The 16,052-nt window shown below is 73.7% G+C and carries 18 protein-coding genes; 11 read left to right on the top strand and 7 right to left on the bottom strand.

Features of this window, described 5'->3' with window-relative positions:
• Nucleotides 1-3 precede the first annotated feature (3 nt).
• The 4 genes from IF17_RS0113850 to IF17_RS0113835 form a co-directional block, all read right to left on the bottom strand.
• Nucleotides 4-606 carry an isochorismatase family protein gene (locus IF17_RS0113850; protein WP_030565585.1) on the bottom strand — a complete coding sequence of 201 codons (603 nt, stop codon included), beginning with the start codon at nt 604-606 and terminating at the stop codon, nt 4-6.
• 86 nt (nt 607-692) lie between these two features.
• Nucleotides 693-1,742 carry a polyprenyl synthetase family protein gene (locus IF17_RS0113845; RefSeq protein WP_030565583.1) on the bottom strand — a complete coding sequence of 350 codons (1,050 nt, stop codon included), beginning with the start codon at nt 1,740-1,742 and terminating at the stop codon, nt 693-695.
• A complete protein-coding gene (locus IF17_RS0113840; protein WP_030565581.1) occupies nt 1,739-2,848 on the bottom strand; it encodes a tetratricopeptide repeat protein in 1,110 nt (369 codons plus the stop codon). The genes IF17_RS0113845 and IF17_RS0113840 overlap by 4 nt, the downstream gene beginning before the upstream one ends.
• Before the next feature lie 237 nt (nt 2,849-3,085).
• A complete protein-coding gene (locus tag IF17_RS0113835; protein WP_030565579.1) occupies nt 3,086-3,451 on the bottom strand; it encodes a VOC family protein in 366 nt (121 codons plus the stop codon).
• Between the two features lie 172 nt (nt 3,452-3,623).
• On the opposite strand from IF17_RS0113835, the gene IF17_RS0113830 reads away from it, so the two are divergent.
• The 3 genes from IF17_RS0113830 to IF17_RS0113820 are packed head-to-tail and all read left to right on the top strand — an operon-like array spanning nt 3,624 to nt 5,916.
• A complete protein-coding gene (locus tag IF17_RS0113830) occupies nt 3,624-4,301 on the top strand; it encodes an ABC transporter permease (RefSeq protein ID WP_030565577.1) in 678 nt (225 codons plus the stop codon).
• Complete coding sequence (locus IF17_RS0113825) at nt 4,298-4,969, top strand: ABC transporter permease (protein ID WP_030565575.1); 672 nt, start codon at nt 4,298-4,300, stop codon at nt 4,967-4,969. The genes IF17_RS0113830 and IF17_RS0113825 overlap by 4 nt, the downstream gene beginning before the upstream one ends.
• On the top strand, nt 4,966-5,916 hold the full coding sequence (locus tag IF17_RS0113820) for an ABC transporter substrate-binding protein (protein WP_030565573.1): 951 nt from the start codon (nt 4,966-4,968) through the stop codon (nt 5,914-5,916). The genes IF17_RS0113825 and IF17_RS0113820 overlap by 4 nt, the downstream gene beginning before the upstream one ends.
• A 4-nt stretch (nt 5,917-5,920) precedes the next feature.
• Here the strand turns inward: IF17_RS0113820 and IF17_RS0113815 are convergent, their stop codons facing one another.
• A complete protein-coding gene (locus IF17_RS0113815; RefSeq protein WP_030565571.1) occupies nt 5,921-6,820 on the bottom strand; it encodes a nitroreductase/quinone reductase family protein in 900 nt (299 codons plus the stop codon).
• Nucleotides 6,821-7,155: 335 nt separating this feature from the next.
• Here IF17_RS0113815 and IF17_RS0113810 point away from each other — a divergent pair, with 335 nt between their 5' ends.
• Entirely contained in the window at nt 7,156-7,452 is a 297-nt protein-coding gene (locus tag IF17_RS0113810) for a DUF2087 domain-containing protein (protein ID WP_030565570.1), read from the top strand.
• 38 nt (nt 7,453-7,490) lie between these two features.
• Complete coding sequence (locus tag IF17_RS1000000138960; RefSeq protein WP_143660203.1) at nt 7,491-7,694, top strand: hypothetical protein; 204 nt, start codon at nt 7,491-7,493, stop codon at nt 7,692-7,694.
• Nucleotides 7,695-7,768: 74 nt separating this feature from the next.
• Here the strand turns inward: IF17_RS1000000138960 and IF17_RS0113800 are convergent, their stop codons facing one another.
• A complete protein-coding gene (locus IF17_RS0113800) occupies nt 7,769-8,932 on the bottom strand; it encodes an ABC transporter ATP-binding protein (protein ID WP_030565568.1) in 1,164 nt (387 codons plus the stop codon).
• Nucleotides 8,933-9,086: 154 nt separating this feature from the next.
• Between IF17_RS0113800 and IF17_RS0113795 the strand changes: the two genes are divergently transcribed.
• Nucleotides 9,087-10,382 carry an alpha/beta fold hydrolase gene (locus tag IF17_RS0113795; RefSeq protein WP_030565566.1) on the top strand — a complete coding sequence of 432 codons (1,296 nt, stop codon included), beginning with the start codon at nt 9,087-9,089 and terminating at the stop codon, nt 10,380-10,382.
• A gap of 18 nt (nt 10,383-10,400) precedes the next feature.
• Here IF17_RS0113795 and IF17_RS0113790 read toward each other — a convergent pair whose 3' ends face one another.
• Nucleotides 10,401-10,973: a rhodanese-like domain-containing protein gene (locus IF17_RS0113790; protein WP_030565564.1), complete on the bottom strand. Its 573-nt coding sequence runs from the start codon at nt 10,971-10,973 to the stop codon at nt 10,401-10,403.
• Nucleotides 10,974-11,145: 172 nt separating this feature from the next.
• Between IF17_RS0113790 and IF17_RS0113785 the strand changes: the two genes are divergently transcribed.
• From IF17_RS0113785 to IF17_RS0113765, 5 genes are all read left to right on the top strand, one after another.
• Nucleotides 11,146-11,880: a PIG-L deacetylase family protein gene (locus tag IF17_RS0113785; RefSeq protein ID WP_030565562.1), complete on the top strand. Its 735-nt coding sequence runs from the start codon at nt 11,146-11,148 to the stop codon at nt 11,878-11,880.
• A 78-nt stretch (nt 11,881-11,958) separates the two neighbouring features.
• A complete protein-coding gene (locus IF17_RS0113780; protein WP_030565560.1) occupies nt 11,959-12,558 on the top strand; it encodes a helix-turn-helix domain-containing protein in 600 nt (199 codons plus the stop codon).
• Between the two features lie 156 nt (nt 12,559-12,714).
• Nucleotides 12,715-13,680: an NADPH:quinone oxidoreductase family protein gene (locus IF17_RS0113775; protein WP_030565558.1), complete on the top strand. Its 966-nt coding sequence runs from the start codon at nt 12,715-12,717 to the stop codon at nt 13,678-13,680.
• Complete coding sequence (locus tag IF17_RS0113770) at nt 13,677-14,879, top strand: acyl-CoA dehydrogenase family protein (RefSeq protein WP_030565556.1); 1,203 nt, start codon at nt 13,677-13,679, stop codon at nt 14,877-14,879. The genes IF17_RS0113775 and IF17_RS0113770 overlap by 4 nt, the downstream gene beginning before the upstream one ends.
• On the top strand, nt 14,876-16,018 hold the full coding sequence (locus IF17_RS0113765; RefSeq protein WP_030565554.1) for an acyl-CoA dehydrogenase family protein: 1,143 nt from the start codon (nt 14,876-14,878) through the stop codon (nt 16,016-16,018). Before IF17_RS0113770 ends, IF17_RS0113765 begins: the two co-directional genes overlap by 4 nt.
• The last annotated feature ends 34 nt before the right edge of the window (nt 16,019-16,052 follow it).

Below are 16,052 nucleotides of genomic sequence, written 5' to 3'. Positions count from 1 at the left end.
CGGTCACGCAGTTCTATTGTCGGCAAAGGGCTCCGTGCGGGTGGCCACGAAGGTGACGTCCCCGGCGTGGGCGACGACCTCCACCTCGTCGCCGAGGGCCCATTCCGCGACCCGCGACGCCATCGCAGCCGGCACGCTCTCACTGATCCCCGGCGCGGCCGGGATGTCGTACGTGGCGTGCGCGTCGTGCGGCAGCACGACCCGGTACTCCAGCTCCAGCGCCCGGCGGGCGGTGGCCAGGACGCACATCTCCGACATCACCCCGCACACGGCGAGCGACACGACCCCGGCGGCCGTCAGCCGGTCCTCCAGCGTGGTGCCCTCGAAGCCGTCGTCCTCGGTCTTGCGGATCACGGTCTCGGCCGGACCGCCGTTGACCGGCAGGAACAACTCCCACCCGGGGGTGTGCGGTTCGTCGGGCTCCCCGGCCGGCCCGTCGTTCTGCAGGTGGACGATCAGCGCCCCGGCCGCCCGGGCCCGGCGGACGAGGGCGTCGACCCGGTCCAGCAGCCGGGCCGCGTCGGGCACGGGGTTGTCGCCCACGACGAAGGCCGCTTGGAGATCCACGACGAGCAGCGCCTGTACGGGGACGGGGTGGGGGTGCATACCGGCTCCGGCCTTCGGGGTGTGAAGGGGCTTCGAGGGTGTCCATCCTCGCAGCCGGCGGCCCGGGAAAGGCCGCCGGCCCCAGGTCACCCGGTGCGGTCGACGAGGAACGGGATCAGGGTGAGCAGGTCCCCGCGCGCGCCCTCGTGGAGCTCCACCCCGTCCAGGCAGGCGCGGGCGGCCCGCAGGTGCTCCCGGGCCTCGGTGACCGTGGCCCGGCGCCCGCCGGCCTCGTCGACCAGCTCGGCCGCCCGGCGCAGCCCCGCCTCGTCGAGCGGCCCGGCCCCGGTGAGGAGGGCCTCCAGCCGCCGGGCCGCCGGGTGGTCGGCCGCCAGTGCGGCGAGGACCGGGAAGGTCTTCTTGAGCCGCCGCAGGTCGCTGTGGACCGGCTTCCCCGTGATCTGCGGATCGCCCCAGATCCCCAGCAGGTCGTCCACCGCCTGGAACGCCACGCCCAGATGCCGCCCCGCCCGGTCCAGCGCGTCGGCCGTGGGCGCCGGAGCCCCGGCCAGCACCGCACCCAGCGCGGCGGCACAGCCGAGCAGGGACCCCGTCTTGTGCGTGGCCATCGCGCGGTACTCGTGCGGCAGGACCGCCTCGGGCCCCGTCCACGGCCGCGACTCGAAGAGCAGGTCCTGCGCCTGACCGTGCACCAGGTCGCCCAGCGCACCCGACAGATGGCGCACCGCCGCCGTACCCCTCGCGCCGGGGACCTCCGTCAGGATCCGGACGGCCAGCGCGAAGAGGGCGTCCCCCGTCAGGACGGCGGGTCCGGTGCCGTACGCCTTCCAGACGGTCGGGCGGCGGCGCCGGGTCTCGTCGCCGTCCATGATGTCGTCGTGGATGAGGGAGAAGGTGTGGACGAGCTCGACGGCGACCGCGCCGGTGACCCCGTCCAGGCCGCTGCCCCCGGCGGCCTCCGCGCCGAGCACCGCGAGCGCCTGGCGGACCCCCTTGCCCTGCGAGCCGGGGACCGGGTCGCCGTCCACCCCGCTCCAGCCCAGCGAGAAGGCGGCCATCTCCGCGTGCCAGGGGTGGAGCCGGCGCACCGACTCCACCAGGGCGGGCCGGACCAGCTCGCGGCACCGGTCGAGTATCTGCGGCGCGGCCGCCTGACGGGTCGTGGACAGGGTCATCGGGCCCGGGCCTCCTCGTGCGCGGCGGCGGATCCGGTGCCGGGGGCGGTCGCCGAGGAGGCCTCCTGGAGATCCGCGACCGGTTCCACGCCCAGCTCGGCGTACGCCTTCTCCACCATCTCCCGGGCGTTGAGCAGCCCGATCCGGCTCAGCCTGCCCCGCAGCTCGTCCAGCTCGGAGGCCGTGTCCGCGCGGTCCCGCCCGAGCCGCGCGCGCGCCTTGACCAGACCCAGGGCCGCCAGCGCCTCGCCCCGGGGCTCGGTCATCGCGCGGAACTCGCCGAGCGCCTGCTCGTAGACCTCGCGGGCCTCCTCGTACCGTCCGGCGCGGAAGAGCACGTTGGCGCGCATCTTGTGGTTGTAGGCGAGCGCGCTGGAGAGCTTCATCTCCCGGCAGGTGACCTCGGCCTCGGCGAGCAGACCGAGCGCGCGTTCCGTCGCCCCGTCACGGAGGGAAACGATGTCAGCGATGCCGCGCAGGGCCCAGGCCCGGCCCCGCCGGTCATCCGCGTCACCCGCGAGGGCGGCCGCCTCCTCGAACATCTCCAGGGCTGAGTCGAGCTGCCCGGTGTTGCGGTGGATCTGCGCGATGCCCTCCAGCGCCCACACCGTGTGGCGCGCCTCGCCCCGGGCGCGGGCCTCGGCGAGGAGCTGCTCGTGCAGGGTGGCGACGGTCTCGTAGTCGCCCTGGATGCGCCCGGTCTCGGCCAGTCCGGCGAGCGAGTAGCCGCGCGCGACCACGTCGCCGCCGCGCTTGCCCAGCTCGGCGGCGAGCCCCAGCAGCCGGAACGCCAGGCGCAGCGAACCCCGTTGGCGCGCCAGTGTCCCCCCGCTCCACAGCGCCCAGGCCATCGCCCCGGTGGCTCCGGCCGAGCGCGCGGCCCGGTAGCTGGCCTTCCACGCCCGGTCCGCCTCCTCGACCTGCCCCAGCCGGCGGTGCGCCTCGGCCACGGCGAGCCCGCTGCGCGCCACCTCCTCCTGGGAGCCGGAGAGCTCGGCCTGTTTCAGATGCCGTACGCCCTCGGCCAGGACGTCGGTGAGGGAGGCGTTCACCGACATCTTGGTGAGAGCGCCCTGGTACTCGGGCGCCAGTGCCTTGGTCTGCATGGGAGCCTTCCGCGCGGTGCCCGGGACGGGCCGGTGTCCACTATGCGCCAGGTGTATACATAGGGTGCATAGTTGGCCGGTTCTCCGAGCCCGGTACAGGTGGGGGCGGACGCCGCTCGTTCCCGGGCGGCGAACCGTTCTGTCAGTGATCAAGACGGCGCCGGGGCGCCCGGGGTTGCTCGAACCCCGCAGGACGTTCTCCGGGAGTCCCCCTGGGCGTAACCGGACCCTCGGCCGTCAGTCGGCGCGGGGCGGCTCGTGCAGGCCGAAGGAGGACCCCTGGTCGTCGCGGCAGAGCCGGAAACGGCCGAACCGGGCGGCCGACGCGTCGTCCTCGCCCAGGTCCGTGCCCTCCACGCTGCCGCCCAGTTCACGCACCTGCGCCACCGCGGCGGCCAGGTCGTCGACCCGGAAGAAGAGATACGGGCCGCCCCCGGGATCACCGCCGTGGACACCCCCCTGCCCGCTGGGGGTCCCGATCGCGAAGCCGCCCTCACCCGAGGGGCCCGGCTCGAAGTTCCACCCGAACAAGGCACCGTAGAACGTCCGGGCCTTCTCGGGATCGTCCACCCCGAGCTCGAAGAAGGAGATCTCACCGGCCATCGCGGGCACCTGCCATCTCTGCCGGGGGGCCGCACACGGCGTGCGGGGACGCGTGCGCTCGCTCCCTCCCACCGTACGGCGGCGGGTCCGCCCGCGCAGTGCCGTCCCGGCGGCTTCCCCGTACGGGCGAACAGGACGGGCGGTGCCTCCGTGGCCGGGCTGGAATGGGCGGGTGACGGCACCCCCGGACGACTGCCTCGCACGCAACGAATGGATCTGCGGCGCCTACCTCTCCAGCCGCCGGGAGATCCTTATGGACGCTGCCCTCCAGCACCTCCAGCTGACCGCGCTCGCCGTCCTCATCGGGCTCGCCCTCGCCGTCCCGCTGGCCCTCGCCGCCCGCCGCTGGCGCTGGGCCGCCGGTCCCGTGCTGGGGCTGACGACGATCCTCTACACCATCCCGTCGCTGGCGATGTTCTCGCTGCTGCTGCCGGTGTACGGGCTCTCCGCCGCGCTCGTCGTCACGGGGCTCGTCCTCTACTCGCTGACCCTGCTGGTCCGCAACATCCTCGCCGGGCTCCGCGCCGTCCCCGAGGAGACCCGGCAGGCCGCGCGCGGCATGGGGTACGGGCCGCTGCGCCTGCTGCTCGCCGTGGAACTCCCGCTCGTGCTGCCCGCCGCCATGGCCGGACTGCGGATCGCCACCGTCTCCGCCGTCTCCCTCGTCACGGTGGGCGCGATCGTCGGATACGGCGGGCTCGGCAACCTCATCTACTCCGGGATGAACACCTACTTCAAGGCCCAGGTGCTGACCGCGTCCGTGCTCTGCGTCGTCATCGCCGTCGCCGCCGACCTGCTCCTCCTGGGCGCGCAACGGCTGCTGACCCCCTGGACGCGGAGGCAGACATGAACGTGCTCTCCGACACCTGGTCCTGGCTCACCACCGCCACCCACTGGTCCGGCCCCGACGGGATCTGGAACCGGCTCGGTGAACACCTCTTCCTCACCGTCGTCTGCCTGCTCATCAGCTGCCTGATCGCGCTGCCCGTCGCCCTGGTCCTCGGCCATCTCGGCAAGGGCGGCGCGCTCGCCGTCAACATCTCCAACATCGGCCGGGCGGTGCCCACCTTCGCCGTGCTCGTCCTGCTGCTGCTCACCCCCGTGGGCACGTACGGTCAGTGGCCGACGATCATCGCGCTCGTGCTGTTCGCCGTGCCACCGCTGCTCACCAACGCGTACGTCGGGATGCGCGAGGTCGACCGGGACGTCGTGCGGGCCGCCCGGGGGATGGGCATGACCGGGCGCCAGATGCTGTGGAGCGTGGAGCTGCCGCTCGCCCTCCCGCTGATCCTCACCGGCGTCCGGATCGCCGCCGTGCAGCTGGTCGCCACCGCCACCCTCGCCGCCCTGGCCGGCGGCGGGGGACTGGGCCGGATCATCACCGCCGGGTTCAACCTCGCCTCCACCCCGCAGGTGGTCGCCGGGGCGATCCTGGTGGCGGTCTTCGCCCTCCTCGTCGAGAGCCTCTTCGAGGCGGGGCAGCGGATGGCACCCGGCCGGGGGAGGGAGGCCGCATGACCCTCCTGAACCGCGCCCTCGCCGGGCTCCTCCTGCTCGTCGCCACCGCCTGCGCCACCGGCCCCAGCCTGGAGAACCAGGGCGAGGTCACCGCGCCGCCCGGCGACAGCAAGGAGCTGACCATCGGCTCGGCAGGTTTCACCGAGAGCGACCTGCTGGCCCAGATGTACGCCCTCCTCCTGGAGCGCGCCGGATACTCCACCGACATCATCTCCGTCACCAACCGCGAGATCTACGAACCCGCCCTGGAGAGCGGCCAGATCGACGTCGTACCGGAGTACGCGGCGACCTTCGCCGACTGGCTGAACGCCAAGGCCAACGGCGCCGACGCGGTCCCCGTCGGATCGCCCGACCTCGCCGCCACCATGAAGGCGCTGCGCGCGCTCGCGGCCCTGCGCGGGCTCACCGTGCTCGCCCCCGGCCGGGCCGTCGACCAGAACGCCTTCGCGGTCGCCGCCTCCTACGCGAAGCAGCACGACCTGAAGACCTTGAGCGACCTCGGCCGGGCGGAGCTCCCGGTGCGCCTCGCGGCGGGCGACGAATGCGTCCAGCGGCCCTACTGCGCACCCGGGCTGAAGAAGACGTACGGCATCGACATCGTCGCCGTCGACCCGAAGGGCGTCGGCACCACCCAGGCGAAACAGGCCGTCCAGAACGGTCAGGACCAGATGGTCCTGACCACCACCACCGACGCCACCCTCGACCAGTTCGGACTGGTCCTGCTGGCGGACGACAAGAAGCTCCAGAACGCCGACTACGTGGTCCCCGTCGTCAACCGCGCCCGCGCCGGCAGCGCGGGCGTGCGCGACGCCCTCGGCCGGCTCAACACCGTCCTGACCACCGCCGACCTGGCGTCCATGAACGAACAGGTCGACAGCTGGCGCAGGCTCCCCGAGGACGTCGCGCGCACCTACCTGGAGTCGAAGAGGCTCATCCCGAAGGGCTGAGTGCTCAACGGGCGGCCGGCGGCCACGGCACGTCCGCCAGCAGGGGCAGGATCTCGGCCTCCTCGTAGTCGAGGTGAGCGGTCAACTGCTCCGTCATCCGCGTCAGTTCGGCACGGAACCGGTCCGGATCGGCGATGGCGACACCGGCCAGCAGCGCCGCCAGCGCCGACTGCACGGCCGCGATCGACCGGTGCTCCTCCCGGAGCCGGTCGAAGACGGGGCGGAGGTGGGGGTGGTACCCCTCCATCACCGGGAACACATGGCCGTCCTCGCTCGTGTGGTGGAACTCCAGCGCCTGGCAGAACGCCAGGCAGCGCTGCCGGATCTGGAGGCCGAGGCCGGGAGGGGGCGGGGCGCCCGCTCCCCGATGGGCGGCGCGGGCGGTGAAGTGCGCTTCCGTCTCCGCGTGCACCTGGGCCAGTTGGCCGCGCAGCCAGGTGTGCACCTCGGTGAGCTTGCCGGCCAGCGAGGTGATGGCGGGGGCCGGTTCCTGCGGGTCGGGGAGGTGCAGGACCACGACCGGCAGCACCCGGTCGGTCGCCGCCTGGTACTCCGCGTAGCCGGGCGCTTCGGCCACCACCCGTGCGAACAGCTCGTCGCGCGTGGCCCCTTCGGCGGGTACGGCGACGGTCTCGAACTCCTGGTCACCCAGCTCCACCTGGACCGCCGGGTGGGCGAGGAGGTTGTGGTACCAGTCGGGGTGGTGCGGGGCGCCGAGGTTCGAGCCGACGACCAACACCCTTTCGCCGTCGCGGACATGGCCGAGCGGGGTGGTGTGCGGCCGCCCGGTGCGGGCGCCGGTGGTGGTCAGCAGGAGGAGGTCGGACCCGGCGAAGGGGCCGCCGACCTTGCCCGCATTGGCGCGGAACTCATCGATGACGGACTGCTGGAAGGCAGAGGGCATGGGTGTTCTGGGTCTCCCGGAGAAGGGTGTGGAAAGGGTGTGGATACGGCACGGCACGGCGCGGGGCGCGCAGTGCGGCCGGGAACGGCGGCACGCGCGGTCGCGAAGGCGTCGGGCGTCAGAAGCGGCGGGCGGTGAGTGGACTCATCACGTCGTCCCTGGAAGAAGGTGCTGGCTTGACCGCCGGCCGGCCCAGATCTCTTTGGCCGACGTCACGCTGCACGCGGACCATTAGAGCGAGGGTGCCCGACGCTGTCAACGGGAGGACGGGCCGCCGTTCCCGGCGCGCGGAAAACGCGTTGCCCGCCCGTTCGGAGCCTGCGACGCTCGGGCCCATGTCTGAACAATCGACCCTGCCGCCGCAGCAGCCCGTCCGCCGTACGCACCAGGTCTCCGCGCTCTTCACGCACGGCCGGCTGGTCACGATCCCGCGCAAGCAGGCCCGGCTGGAGCAGCTGCTGGTGCACCTCGCCGAGACGCTGTTCGCTCGCGACCGCTCGTACACCGAGCAGGAGGTCAACGAGGCGCTGCTCACCGTTCACGAGGACTGCTCCGCGCTCCGCCGCCACCTGGTCGTCGCCGGGCTCCTGGTCCGGCCCCGGGACGGCAGCAGCTACCGGCGCGGCAGGTGACCTCCCGCCCCTGCTGCCCGGGATGAGATCCTGACCGCATGGGGATTCTGCGCAAGGCGTGCACGCGCTGCACGAAACGGGGACGGCTGCGTCGCGGAGTGTGCCGCCGCTGCCGAGTGAAGGAGCACGGGGCCGAGGCGGCCGACGCCGGCACCGACATGGCGGAGGTCGTGGTGGAGACCGGTGCGCTGGGGGCGGTGGGACGCGTGTTCGGCGCGATCTTCCGCGCGATTCTCAACTGACCTCCCGTACAAGGGAGACACCGGGGGCGGCCGGTCTGCGGGGGCTCGTACTCCCTCAGACCGGCCGCCCCCGCTCACGCGTCCGCCACCGAGTCGAAGTCCACCTCCTCGCGCCCCACCCCCTGCGCGTCCGCGTCCACCGACCGGCGCAGCGCCTCATGGAGCTTCGCGGGGGTCAGGACCCCGAGGAACCGGGCCCCGTCCAGCACCGCCACCCACCCCGCGTCGTGCTGGAGCATCTCGCTGAACGCCTGCTTCAACGGGGCGCCGACCGGCACCCACGCCTCCATCCGGCGGGCCAGAGCGCCCACCGTCCCCCGCTCCCCGGCGCTCCGCAGCGCGTCCGCCGACACCCAGCCGTGCAGCTCGCCCGTCCCGTTCAGCACCACCGCCCACCGGGCCCCCGCCGCCCGCAGCCGCTCCGCCGCCACCGGAGCCGGCTCGTCCAGCCGCGCCACCGGCGGCTCCTCCAGGTCCTCCGCCTCGATCGCGGTCACCGACAACCGCTTCAACCCCCGGTCGGAGCCCACGAACTGCGCCACGTACGGGGTCGCCGGGGTGCCGAGCACGGCGGCCGGGGTGTCCAGCTGCTCGATGCGCCCCTCCCCGTACACCGCGATCCGGTCGCCCATCCGGACCGCCTCCTCGATGTCGTGCGTGACCATCAGGACCGTCTTGCGCACCCGCTCCTGGAGGGCCAGGAACTCGTTCTGCAGCCGCTCCCGCACCACCGGGTCCACCGCCCCGAACGGCTCGTCCATCAGCAGCACCGGCGGGTCCGCGGCGAGCGCCCGCGCCACGCCGACCCGCTGGCGCTGACCGCCGGAGAGCTGCGACGGATAGCGCGAGCCGTACGTCTTCGGGTCCAGGCCCACCAGGTCCAGCAGCTCCGCCGCCCGCTCCCGGGCCCGCGCACGCTTCCAGCCGACCAGCGCGGGGACGGTCGCGGTGTTGTCCAGGACCGTGCGGTGCGGGAAGAGGCCGACCTGCTGGATCACATAGCCGATCCGGCGGCGCAGCTTCACCGGGTCGATCCCGGCGATGTCCTCGCCGCCCACCAGGATCCGGCCCGACGTCGGCTCGATCAGCCGGTTCACCATCATCATGGTGGTCGTCTTGCCGCAGCCCGACGGCCCGACCAGCGTCACCAGCTCGCCCTCCGCCACCTCGAAGGAGAGCCCGTCGACCGCCGTCGTCCCGTCCGGGTAGACCTTGCCGACCTGCTCGAACCGGATCATGTCCGCACAGTAGAAGCGCCCCGGGCGCGGCGCACACGGGCCGGGACCGTCCGGGGCACCCGCCCCTTCGCCGACGGCGGCGGGCCATGTGCTGAACTGGCCTTTTCATCAGGACTCATCAGGACCCGCCCGGCCCCACGACACAGGAGCACCCGTGACCAGCTACCGCCAGCCCGGCGTCGTCCTCACCGACCACCGCTTCACCGTCCCCCTCGACCACAGCGACCCCGGCGGCGAGCAGATCGAGGTGTACGGGCGCGAGGCCGTGGCCGCCGGGAGGGCGGGCGAGAAGCTGCCCTGGCTGGTCTACCTGGAGGGCGGCCCCGGCTTCGGCGCCCGCCGGTTCACCGGTACGGAGGCCTGGCTCGGCCGGGCCCTGCGCGAGTTCCGGGTGCTCCTGCTCGACCAGCGCGGCACCGGCCTGTCCACCCCCGCCAACCGGCAGACCCTCCCGCTGCGCGGCGGCCCCCGGGAACAGGCCGACTACCTCGCGTACTTCCGCTCCGACGCCATCGTCCGGGACTGCGAGCTCATCCGCCCCCGGCTGACCGGCGGCGTCCCCTGGACGGTGCTCGGCCAGTCCTTCGGCGGGTTCTGCGCGGTCCGCTACCTCTCCTCGGCGCCCGAGGGACTCGCGGCGGTCCTCATCACCGGGGGGCTGCCCTCGCTGGACGCCCACGCGGACGACGTCTACCGGGCCGCGTACCCCCGGATCGAGCGGAAGGTCGCCGCGCACTACGCCCGCTACCCGCAGGACGTCGACCGGGCCCGCGCCATCGCCGCGTACCTGGCCGAACACCGCCCCGAGAGCGCCGGCCACCGGCTGACCCCCGAACTCTTCCAGTCGCTCGGCATCCTGCTCGGCACCGGCAGCGGCAGCCACCAGCTCCACTACCTGCTGGAGAACGCGTTCGTCCGCACCCCGCACGGCACCGAGCTCTCCGACACCTTCCAGGAGGCCCTGCGCTCGGCCACCTCGTTCGCCGGACACCCGCTCTACGCCCTGATCCACGAGGCGATCTACGGATACGGCGAGCGTCCCACCGGCTGGTCCGCCGAACGCGTACGCACCGAGTTCCCGCAGTTCGACGCGGCGGCGGCCCTGGCGGGCGACGGGCCGCTCCTCTTCACCGGCGAGACCGTCCACCCCTGGCACTTCGACGTCGACCCGGCGCTGCGCCCGCTGCGCGAGACCGCCGAGCTCCTCGCGCAGCGCACCGGCTGGCCCGCGCTCTACGACCCCGAGCGGCTCGCCGCCAACCAGGTGCCCGTCGCCGCCGCCGTCTACCACGACGACATGTACGTGGACACCGAGCACTCGCTGCGCACGGCCGCCGCGATCCGGGGGCTGCGCACCTGGGTGACGAACGAGTACGAGCACGACGGGGTGCGCGCCGGCGGACCGCGCGTCCTGGACCGGCTGCTCGCGATGGTCAGGGGCGAAGCCTGACCATCGGCGCGGCGGACGTCAGCGCTGGAGCGCCTCCAGCGTGGCGTCCAGGTCCTCGGCGGAGCGCGGCGCCCGGTTGTACGGGAGCTTCGACAGGGCCGAGGCCATGCCGCAGGTGTTGGTGACGGCCGAGAAGACCAGGCCCGAGCCGATCCCCGCGGAGAGCCAGCGGGCGGCCGGGAAGCGGATGCCCGCCACCAGCCCGGCCACCACCAGCGAACCGGCCGCGAGCCGCACCTGGCGCTCCATGGGCCAGACGGCACGGGCACCCTCGGGCCGGTCCAGGCCGCGGCCGTCACCCTCCCAGGCGGACGTGCCGCCGGTGAGTGTGGCGGCCTCGATGTCGGCGCCCGCGAGGATCTCGCAGGCCCGGGTGGAGCGGACCCCGGAGGCGCACACCACCAGCAGCGAGCCGCGGGCGGATGCGGACTTGAGGGCGGGCAGGGCGTCCGGCAGCTTGTCGAGCGGGATGTTCAGCGCGCCGGGTACGTGGCCCGCGGCGTACTCGCCGGGAGCCCGCACATCGATCACGGTGAACTCCTCCAGACGGGCTGCGGCCTGGGCGGGGGAGAGGGATGCGGGGCTGGGCACGAGCGGGGTCCTTTCGTCGACCGGGGCGGCGCGGGAGGGCTGGGACTCTACACGTGTCCCCAGCAGCGGCTGTCCGTGTTTCCAGCACCGTACGGCCCGCCCGCATTCCCCTCCCCTACCCGGAGACCCGCCGGTCACGGCTCCCTCGCAAGATCGTCGGTAGCCTGCGGGTATGACGCAGCAGCCGCTCGAACCCCTGCCCGCCGACTGGACCCGCGCCCTGGCGGTGGTCGCCCACCCCGACGACCTGGAGTACGGCGCGGCCGCCGCCGTGGCCGACTGGACCGACGGCGGCCGGGAGGTCGTCTACCTCCTCGCCAGCCGGGGCGAGGCCGGGATCGACACCCTGCCGCCCGAGGAGTGCGCGCCGCTCCGCGAGCGGGAGCAGCGGGCGAGCGCCGCCGTCGTCGGGGTCCGTACGGTGGAGTTCCTCGACCACCGCGACGGGGTGATCGAGTACGGCACCGGCCTGCGCCGCGACATCGCCGCCGCCATCCGCCGCCACCGCCCGGAACTGGTCGTCACCCTGAACCATCGCGACACCTGGGGCGGCGTCGCCTGGAACACCCCCGACCACCGGGCGGTCGGCCGGGCCACCCTGGACGCCGTCGCCGACGCGGGCAACCGGTGGATCTTCCCGGAGCTGCAGGAACAGGGCCTGGAGCCGTGGGACGGGGTGCGGTGGACCGCCGTGGCGGGCAGCGACCGGCCCACGCACGCGGTGGACGCGACGGCGGGGTTCGAACGTTCCGTGGAGTCCCTGCTCGCGCACCGCACGTACATCGAGGCCCTGAGCGAGGAGGAGCCGGAGACGTACTGCCGGACCTTCCTGGAGGGCATGGTGCGGGCCGAGGCCGACCGGTTCGGCGGGCGCCCGGCGGTCACCTTCGAGGTCTTCGCCCACTGATACCGCCGGGGCGCGGAGCGGGCCCCTGACCGCGTAGGCGGGATTGACAATCCCGCTTGCCGATTCTGCAATGGGCGCATGAAGGAACACGACCGGGACGACCCCGAACTCGACGCCGTCCTCACCGGGGTCGGCCCCCGCCTGCGCCGCCTGCGCAAGGACCGCGGGGTCACCCTCTCCGCGCTCTCCGCCGCCACCGGGATCTCCGTCTCCACGCTCTCCCGGCTGGAGTCCGGCGGCCGCCGCCCCAGTCTGGAGCTGCTGCTCCCGATCGCCCGTGCCCACGAGGTCCCGCTCGACGACCTGGTGGGCGCCCCGCCGGTCGGGGACCCCCGGGTGCGGGCCAAGCCGATCGTGCAGCACGGCCGGACGATGCTGCCGCTGACCGCCCGGCCCGGCGGACTCCAGGCGTACAAGATGGTGCAGGAGGCGGGCAGCGGCGAGGTGCCGGAGCAGCGCACGCACGAGGGGTACGAGTGGCTGTTCGTGCTCTCCGGGAAGCTGCGGCTGCTGCTGGCCGAGCACGATCTGGTGCTGGAGCCGGGGGAGGCCGCCGAGTTCGACACCCGGCTGCCGCACTGGTTCGGGCCCGCGGAGGACAAGCCCGTGGAGTTCCTGAGCCTCTTCGGCCCGCAGGGCGAGCGGATGCATGTGCGGGCCAAGCCGAAGCGGGGCTGAAGGGGCCGCTTCGCCCGGCTCGCCGGGGTGTTCCCAGATGGGCAAGCGACCGCTTAGTATGCGCCGGAGCGCTGGTTACGCGAGCAGTGGTTACGCGAGCAGTGGAAATGCCGACAGCGGCAGCGGTTGATGCCGACAGTGTTGTGGAGGCCCCTCATGCAGGCATGGCGAGTGCACCGGAACGGCGAGCCGGGCGAGGTGATGAGCCTGGAGGAGACGGACCGGCTCACCCCCGGCGACGGGCAGGTGCTCGTCCGGGTCGCCGCGGCGAACGTCAACTTCCCCGACGCCCTGCTCTGCCGGGGCCAGTACCAGGTGCGGCCGCCGCTGCCGTTCACCCCGGGCGTCGAGGTGTGCGGCACGACGGAGGACGGGCGGCGCGTCCTCGCCACCCCCGCCCTGCCGTACGGCGGCTTCGCCGAGTACGTCGTCGCGGACGAGGCGGCGCTGCTGCCCGCCCCCGACGCCCTGGACGACGCAGAAGCGGCCGCCCTCCACATCGGCTACCAGACCGGCTGGTTCGGCCTCCACCGCCGTGCGAACCTCCAGGCCGGGGAGACCCTCCTGGTCCACGCGGCGGCGGGCGGGGTCGGCAGCGCGGCAGTCCAGCTCGGCAAGGCCGCGGGCGCCACCGTGATCGGGGTCGTCGGCGGACCGGACAAGGCGGCCGTCGCCCGTGAGCTCGGCTGCGACCTGGTCATCGACCGGCGCAGCGAGGACATCGTCGCCGCCGTGAAGGAAGCCACCGGCGGGCGCGGCGCGGACGTCGTCTACGACCCGGTCGGCGGCGAGGCGTACGCCAAGTCCGTCAAGTGCATCGCCTTCGAGGGCCGCGTCCTCGTCGTCGGCTTCGCCAGCGGAAACATCCCGGCCCCGGCGCTCAACCACGCCCTGGTGAAGAACTACTCCATCGTCGGGCTGCACTGGGGCCTCTACAACACCAAGGACCCCGCCGCCGTCCGCGCCTGCCACGACGAGCTGACCAAGCTGGCCGCCCAGGGGATCGTCAAACCCCTGATCAGCGAGCGTGTCGGGATGGCCGGAGCCGCGCAGGCCGTCCAGCGCGTCGCCGACGGCACCAGCACCGGCCGCATCGTCGTCCTGCCCGGAGGTGCCCGATGAGCCCCGCCGCCGCACCGGCCGTCGACGCCACCGAGATCCGCCGCCGCACCCGCGAACTCCTCACCGCGCACCCGCCCGCCACCACCGACCGCACCGACTTCCTGAAGGCCCGGTTCGACGCGGGCCTCGCCTGGGTCCACTACCCGGTGGGCCTCGGCGGACTCGACGCGCCCCGCTCGCTCCAGCAGGTGGTCGACGCCGAACTCGCCGCCGCCGACGCGCCGGACAACGCCCCGCGCCGCATCGGCATCGGCCTCGGCATGGCCGCGCCCACCATCCTCGGCTTCGGCACCGACGAGCAGAAGCGGCGCTTCCTGCGCCCGCTGTGGGTGGGCGAGGAGGTCTGGTGCCAGCTCTTCAGCGAGCCCGGCGCCGGCTCCGACCTCGCGGCGCTCGCCACCCGGGCCGTCCGCGACGGCGACGACTGGGTGATCGACGGGCAGAAGGTCTGGACGTCCAGCGCCCATGTGGCCCGGTGGGCGATCCTCATCGCCCGCACCGACCCCGACCTCCCCAAGCACCGGGGCATCAGCTACTTCATCTGCGACATGACCGACCCCGGCGTGGACGTCCGGCCGCTGCGCCAGATCACCGGGGAGGCCGAGTTCAACGAGGTCTTCCTCTCCGGCGTACGCATCCCCGACAGCCATCGGCTCGGCCCCGTCGGCGACGGCTGGAAGGTCGCCCAGACCACGCTGATGAACGAGCGCGTCTCCATCGGCGGCTCCCGCATCCCGCGCGAGGGCGGCATGATCGGCCCGGTCTCGCAGACCTGGCGGAACCGCCCCGACCTGCGCACCCACGACACCCACCAGCGCCTGCTCACCCTCTGGGTCGAGGCCGAGGTCGCCCGGCTCACCGGGGAGCGGCTGCGCCAGCAGCTCGTCGCCGGACAGCCCGGCCCCGAGGGCTCGGGCATGAAGCTCGCCTTCGCCCGCCTCAACCAGCAGATCAGCGGCCTGGAAGTCGAACTCCTCGGCGACGAGGGCCTGTTGTACGGCGACTGGACCATGGTCCGCCCGGAGCTGGTCGACTTCACCGGCCGCGACGCCGGCTACCGCTACCTCCGCTCCAAGGGCAACTCCATCGAGGGCGGCACCAGCGAGGTCCTGCTGAACATCGTGGCCGAGCGCGTCCTCGGGCTGCCCGCCGAACCCCGCAACGACAAGGACGTCGCCTGGAAGGACCTGAGCCGATGACCGCGCCCACCCAGCCCCCCGCCGCCACCCCGGAACAGCCCTCCGCCACCCCGGACCTCCTCTACACCCAGGACGAGGAGGACCTGCGCTCCGCCGTACGCGCCCTCCTCGCCGACCGGGCCGACGCGCCGACGGTGATCGCGGCGACCGAGTCCGACACGCCGTACGACCCCCGGCTGTGGGAGGCGCTGGCCACCGGCATCGGCGCCGCCGGACTCCTCGTACCGGAGAAGCTCGGCGGCCAGGGCGCGTCCCACCGGGAGGCCGCCGTGGTCCTGGAGGAGCTGGGCCGCAGCGTGGCCCCGGCCCCGTACCTGACCAGCTCCGTCGTGGCGACGGAGACGCTGCTCGCACTGGCGCGGGACGGCGGACCGGCCGCCGCACTCCTGGCCGAGCTGGCCTCCGGTGCGCGTACGGCGGTGCTCGCCGTGCCCTTCGCCACCCCGCCCTCCGGTGCTCGGGCGGCCCTCACCTCACTCGACGGCACGGTACGAGGAGTCGCCGACGCGGCCGTGGCCGACGTCCTGCTGGTGCCGACCGCCGAAGGCCTGTACGCGGTCGAGGCGACGGCCCCCGGAGTGGTGGTGGAACCCCTCGTACCGCTGGATTTGACCCGTCCCCTCGCCACCCTCACGCTGTCCGGCGCCACCGGGACCCTGCTCGCCGATGCGGACGCGAGCACCACCGCCGTACGGCGCGGCCTGCTCGCCGGAGCCGGACTGCTCGCCTCCGAACAGCTCGGGATCGCCGAGTGGTGCCTCACCGAGACCGTCCGGTACACCCGCGAACGCCACCAGTTCAACCGGCCCGTGGGCTCCTTCCAGTCGCTCAAGCACCGGATGGCCCAGCTCTGGCTGGAGGTCGTCTCGGCCCGTGCCGCCGCCCGCAACGCCGCCGACGCCCTGGCCACCGGCAGCCCCGACGCCCCGCTCGCGGTCGCGGTGGCCCAGGCCTACTGCTCCGGCGTCGCGGTCCACGCCGCCGAGGAGTGCGTCCAGCTCCACGGCGGGATCGGGATGACCTGGGAACACCCGGCGCACCTCTACCTCAAGCGCGCCAAGGCGGACTCGATCGCGTACGGCTCGGCGGGCACCCACCGCGAGGCCGTCGCGGAGCTGGCGGAGCTGCCGGCTCCGTAGCAGCCTGTCGGGCCAAGGCCCTGGTACCCGCGTC

Origin of the sequence: Streptomyces cyaneofuscatus (assembly GCF_000718135.1) — a bacterium.
GTDB lineage: Bacteria > Actinomycetota > Actinomycetes > Streptomycetales > Streptomycetaceae > Streptomyces > Streptomyces cyaneofuscatus.
This window is presented reverse-complemented; position numbering and strand designations above follow the sequence as displayed.

Bases quoted from the DNA above. Each gene is read 5' to 3' on its own strand.
- IF17_RS0113825 (WP_030565575.1), top strand. From the start codon at position 4,298: ATGAACGTGCTCTCCGACACCTGGTCCTGGCTCACCACCGCCACCCAC.
- IF17_RS0113775 (WP_030565558.1), top strand. From the start codon at position 12,715: ATGCAGGCATGGCGAGTGCACCGGAACGGCGAGCCGGGCGAGGTGATG.
- IF17_RS0113840 (WP_030565581.1), bottom strand. From the start codon at position 2,848: ATGCAGACCAAGGCACTGGCGCCCGAGTACCAGGGCGCTCTCACCAAG.
- IF17_RS0113850 (WP_030565585.1), bottom strand. From the start codon at position 606: ATGCACCCCCACCCCGTCCCCGTACAGGCGCTGCTCGTCGTGGATCTC.
- IF17_RS0113810 (WP_030565570.1), top strand. From the start codon at position 7,156: ATGTCTGAACAATCGACCCTGCCGCCGCAGCAGCCCGTCCGCCGTACG.
- IF17_RS0113815 (WP_030565571.1), bottom strand. From the start codon at position 6,820: ATGCCCTCTGCCTTCCAGCAGTCCGTCATCGATGAGTTCCGCGCCAAT.
- IF17_RS0113835 (WP_030565579.1), bottom strand. From the start codon at position 3,451: ATGGCCGGTGAGATCTCCTTCTTCGAGCTCGGGGTGGACGATCCCGAG.
- IF17_RS0113785 (WP_030565562.1), top strand. From the start codon at position 11,146: ATGACGCAGCAGCCGCTCGAACCCCTGCCCGCCGACTGGACCCGCGCC.
- IF17_RS0113770 (WP_030565556.1), top strand. From the start codon at position 13,677: ATGAGCCCCGCCGCCGCACCGGCCGTCGACGCCACCGAGATCCGCCGC.
- IF17_RS0113780 (WP_030565560.1), top strand. From the start codon at position 11,959: ATGAAGGAACACGACCGGGACGACCCCGAACTCGACGCCGTCCTCACC.
- IF17_RS0113765 (WP_030565554.1), top strand. From the start codon at position 14,876: ATGACCGCGCCCACCCAGCCCCCCGCCGCCACCCCGGAACAGCCCTCC.
- IF17_RS0113800 (WP_030565568.1), bottom strand. From the start codon at position 8,932: ATGATCCGGTTCGAGCAGGTCGGCAAGGTCTACCCGGACGGGACGACG.
- IF17_RS0113845 (WP_030565583.1), bottom strand. From the start codon at position 1,742: ATGACCCTGTCCACGACCCGTCAGGCGGCCGCGCCGCAGATACTCGAC.
- IF17_RS1000000138960 (WP_143660203.1), top strand. From the start codon at position 7,491: ATGGGGATTCTGCGCAAGGCGTGCACGCGCTGCACGAAACGGGGACGG.
- IF17_RS0113820 (WP_030565573.1), top strand. From the start codon at position 4,966: ATGACCCTCCTGAACCGCGCCCTCGCCGGGCTCCTCCTGCTCGTCGCC.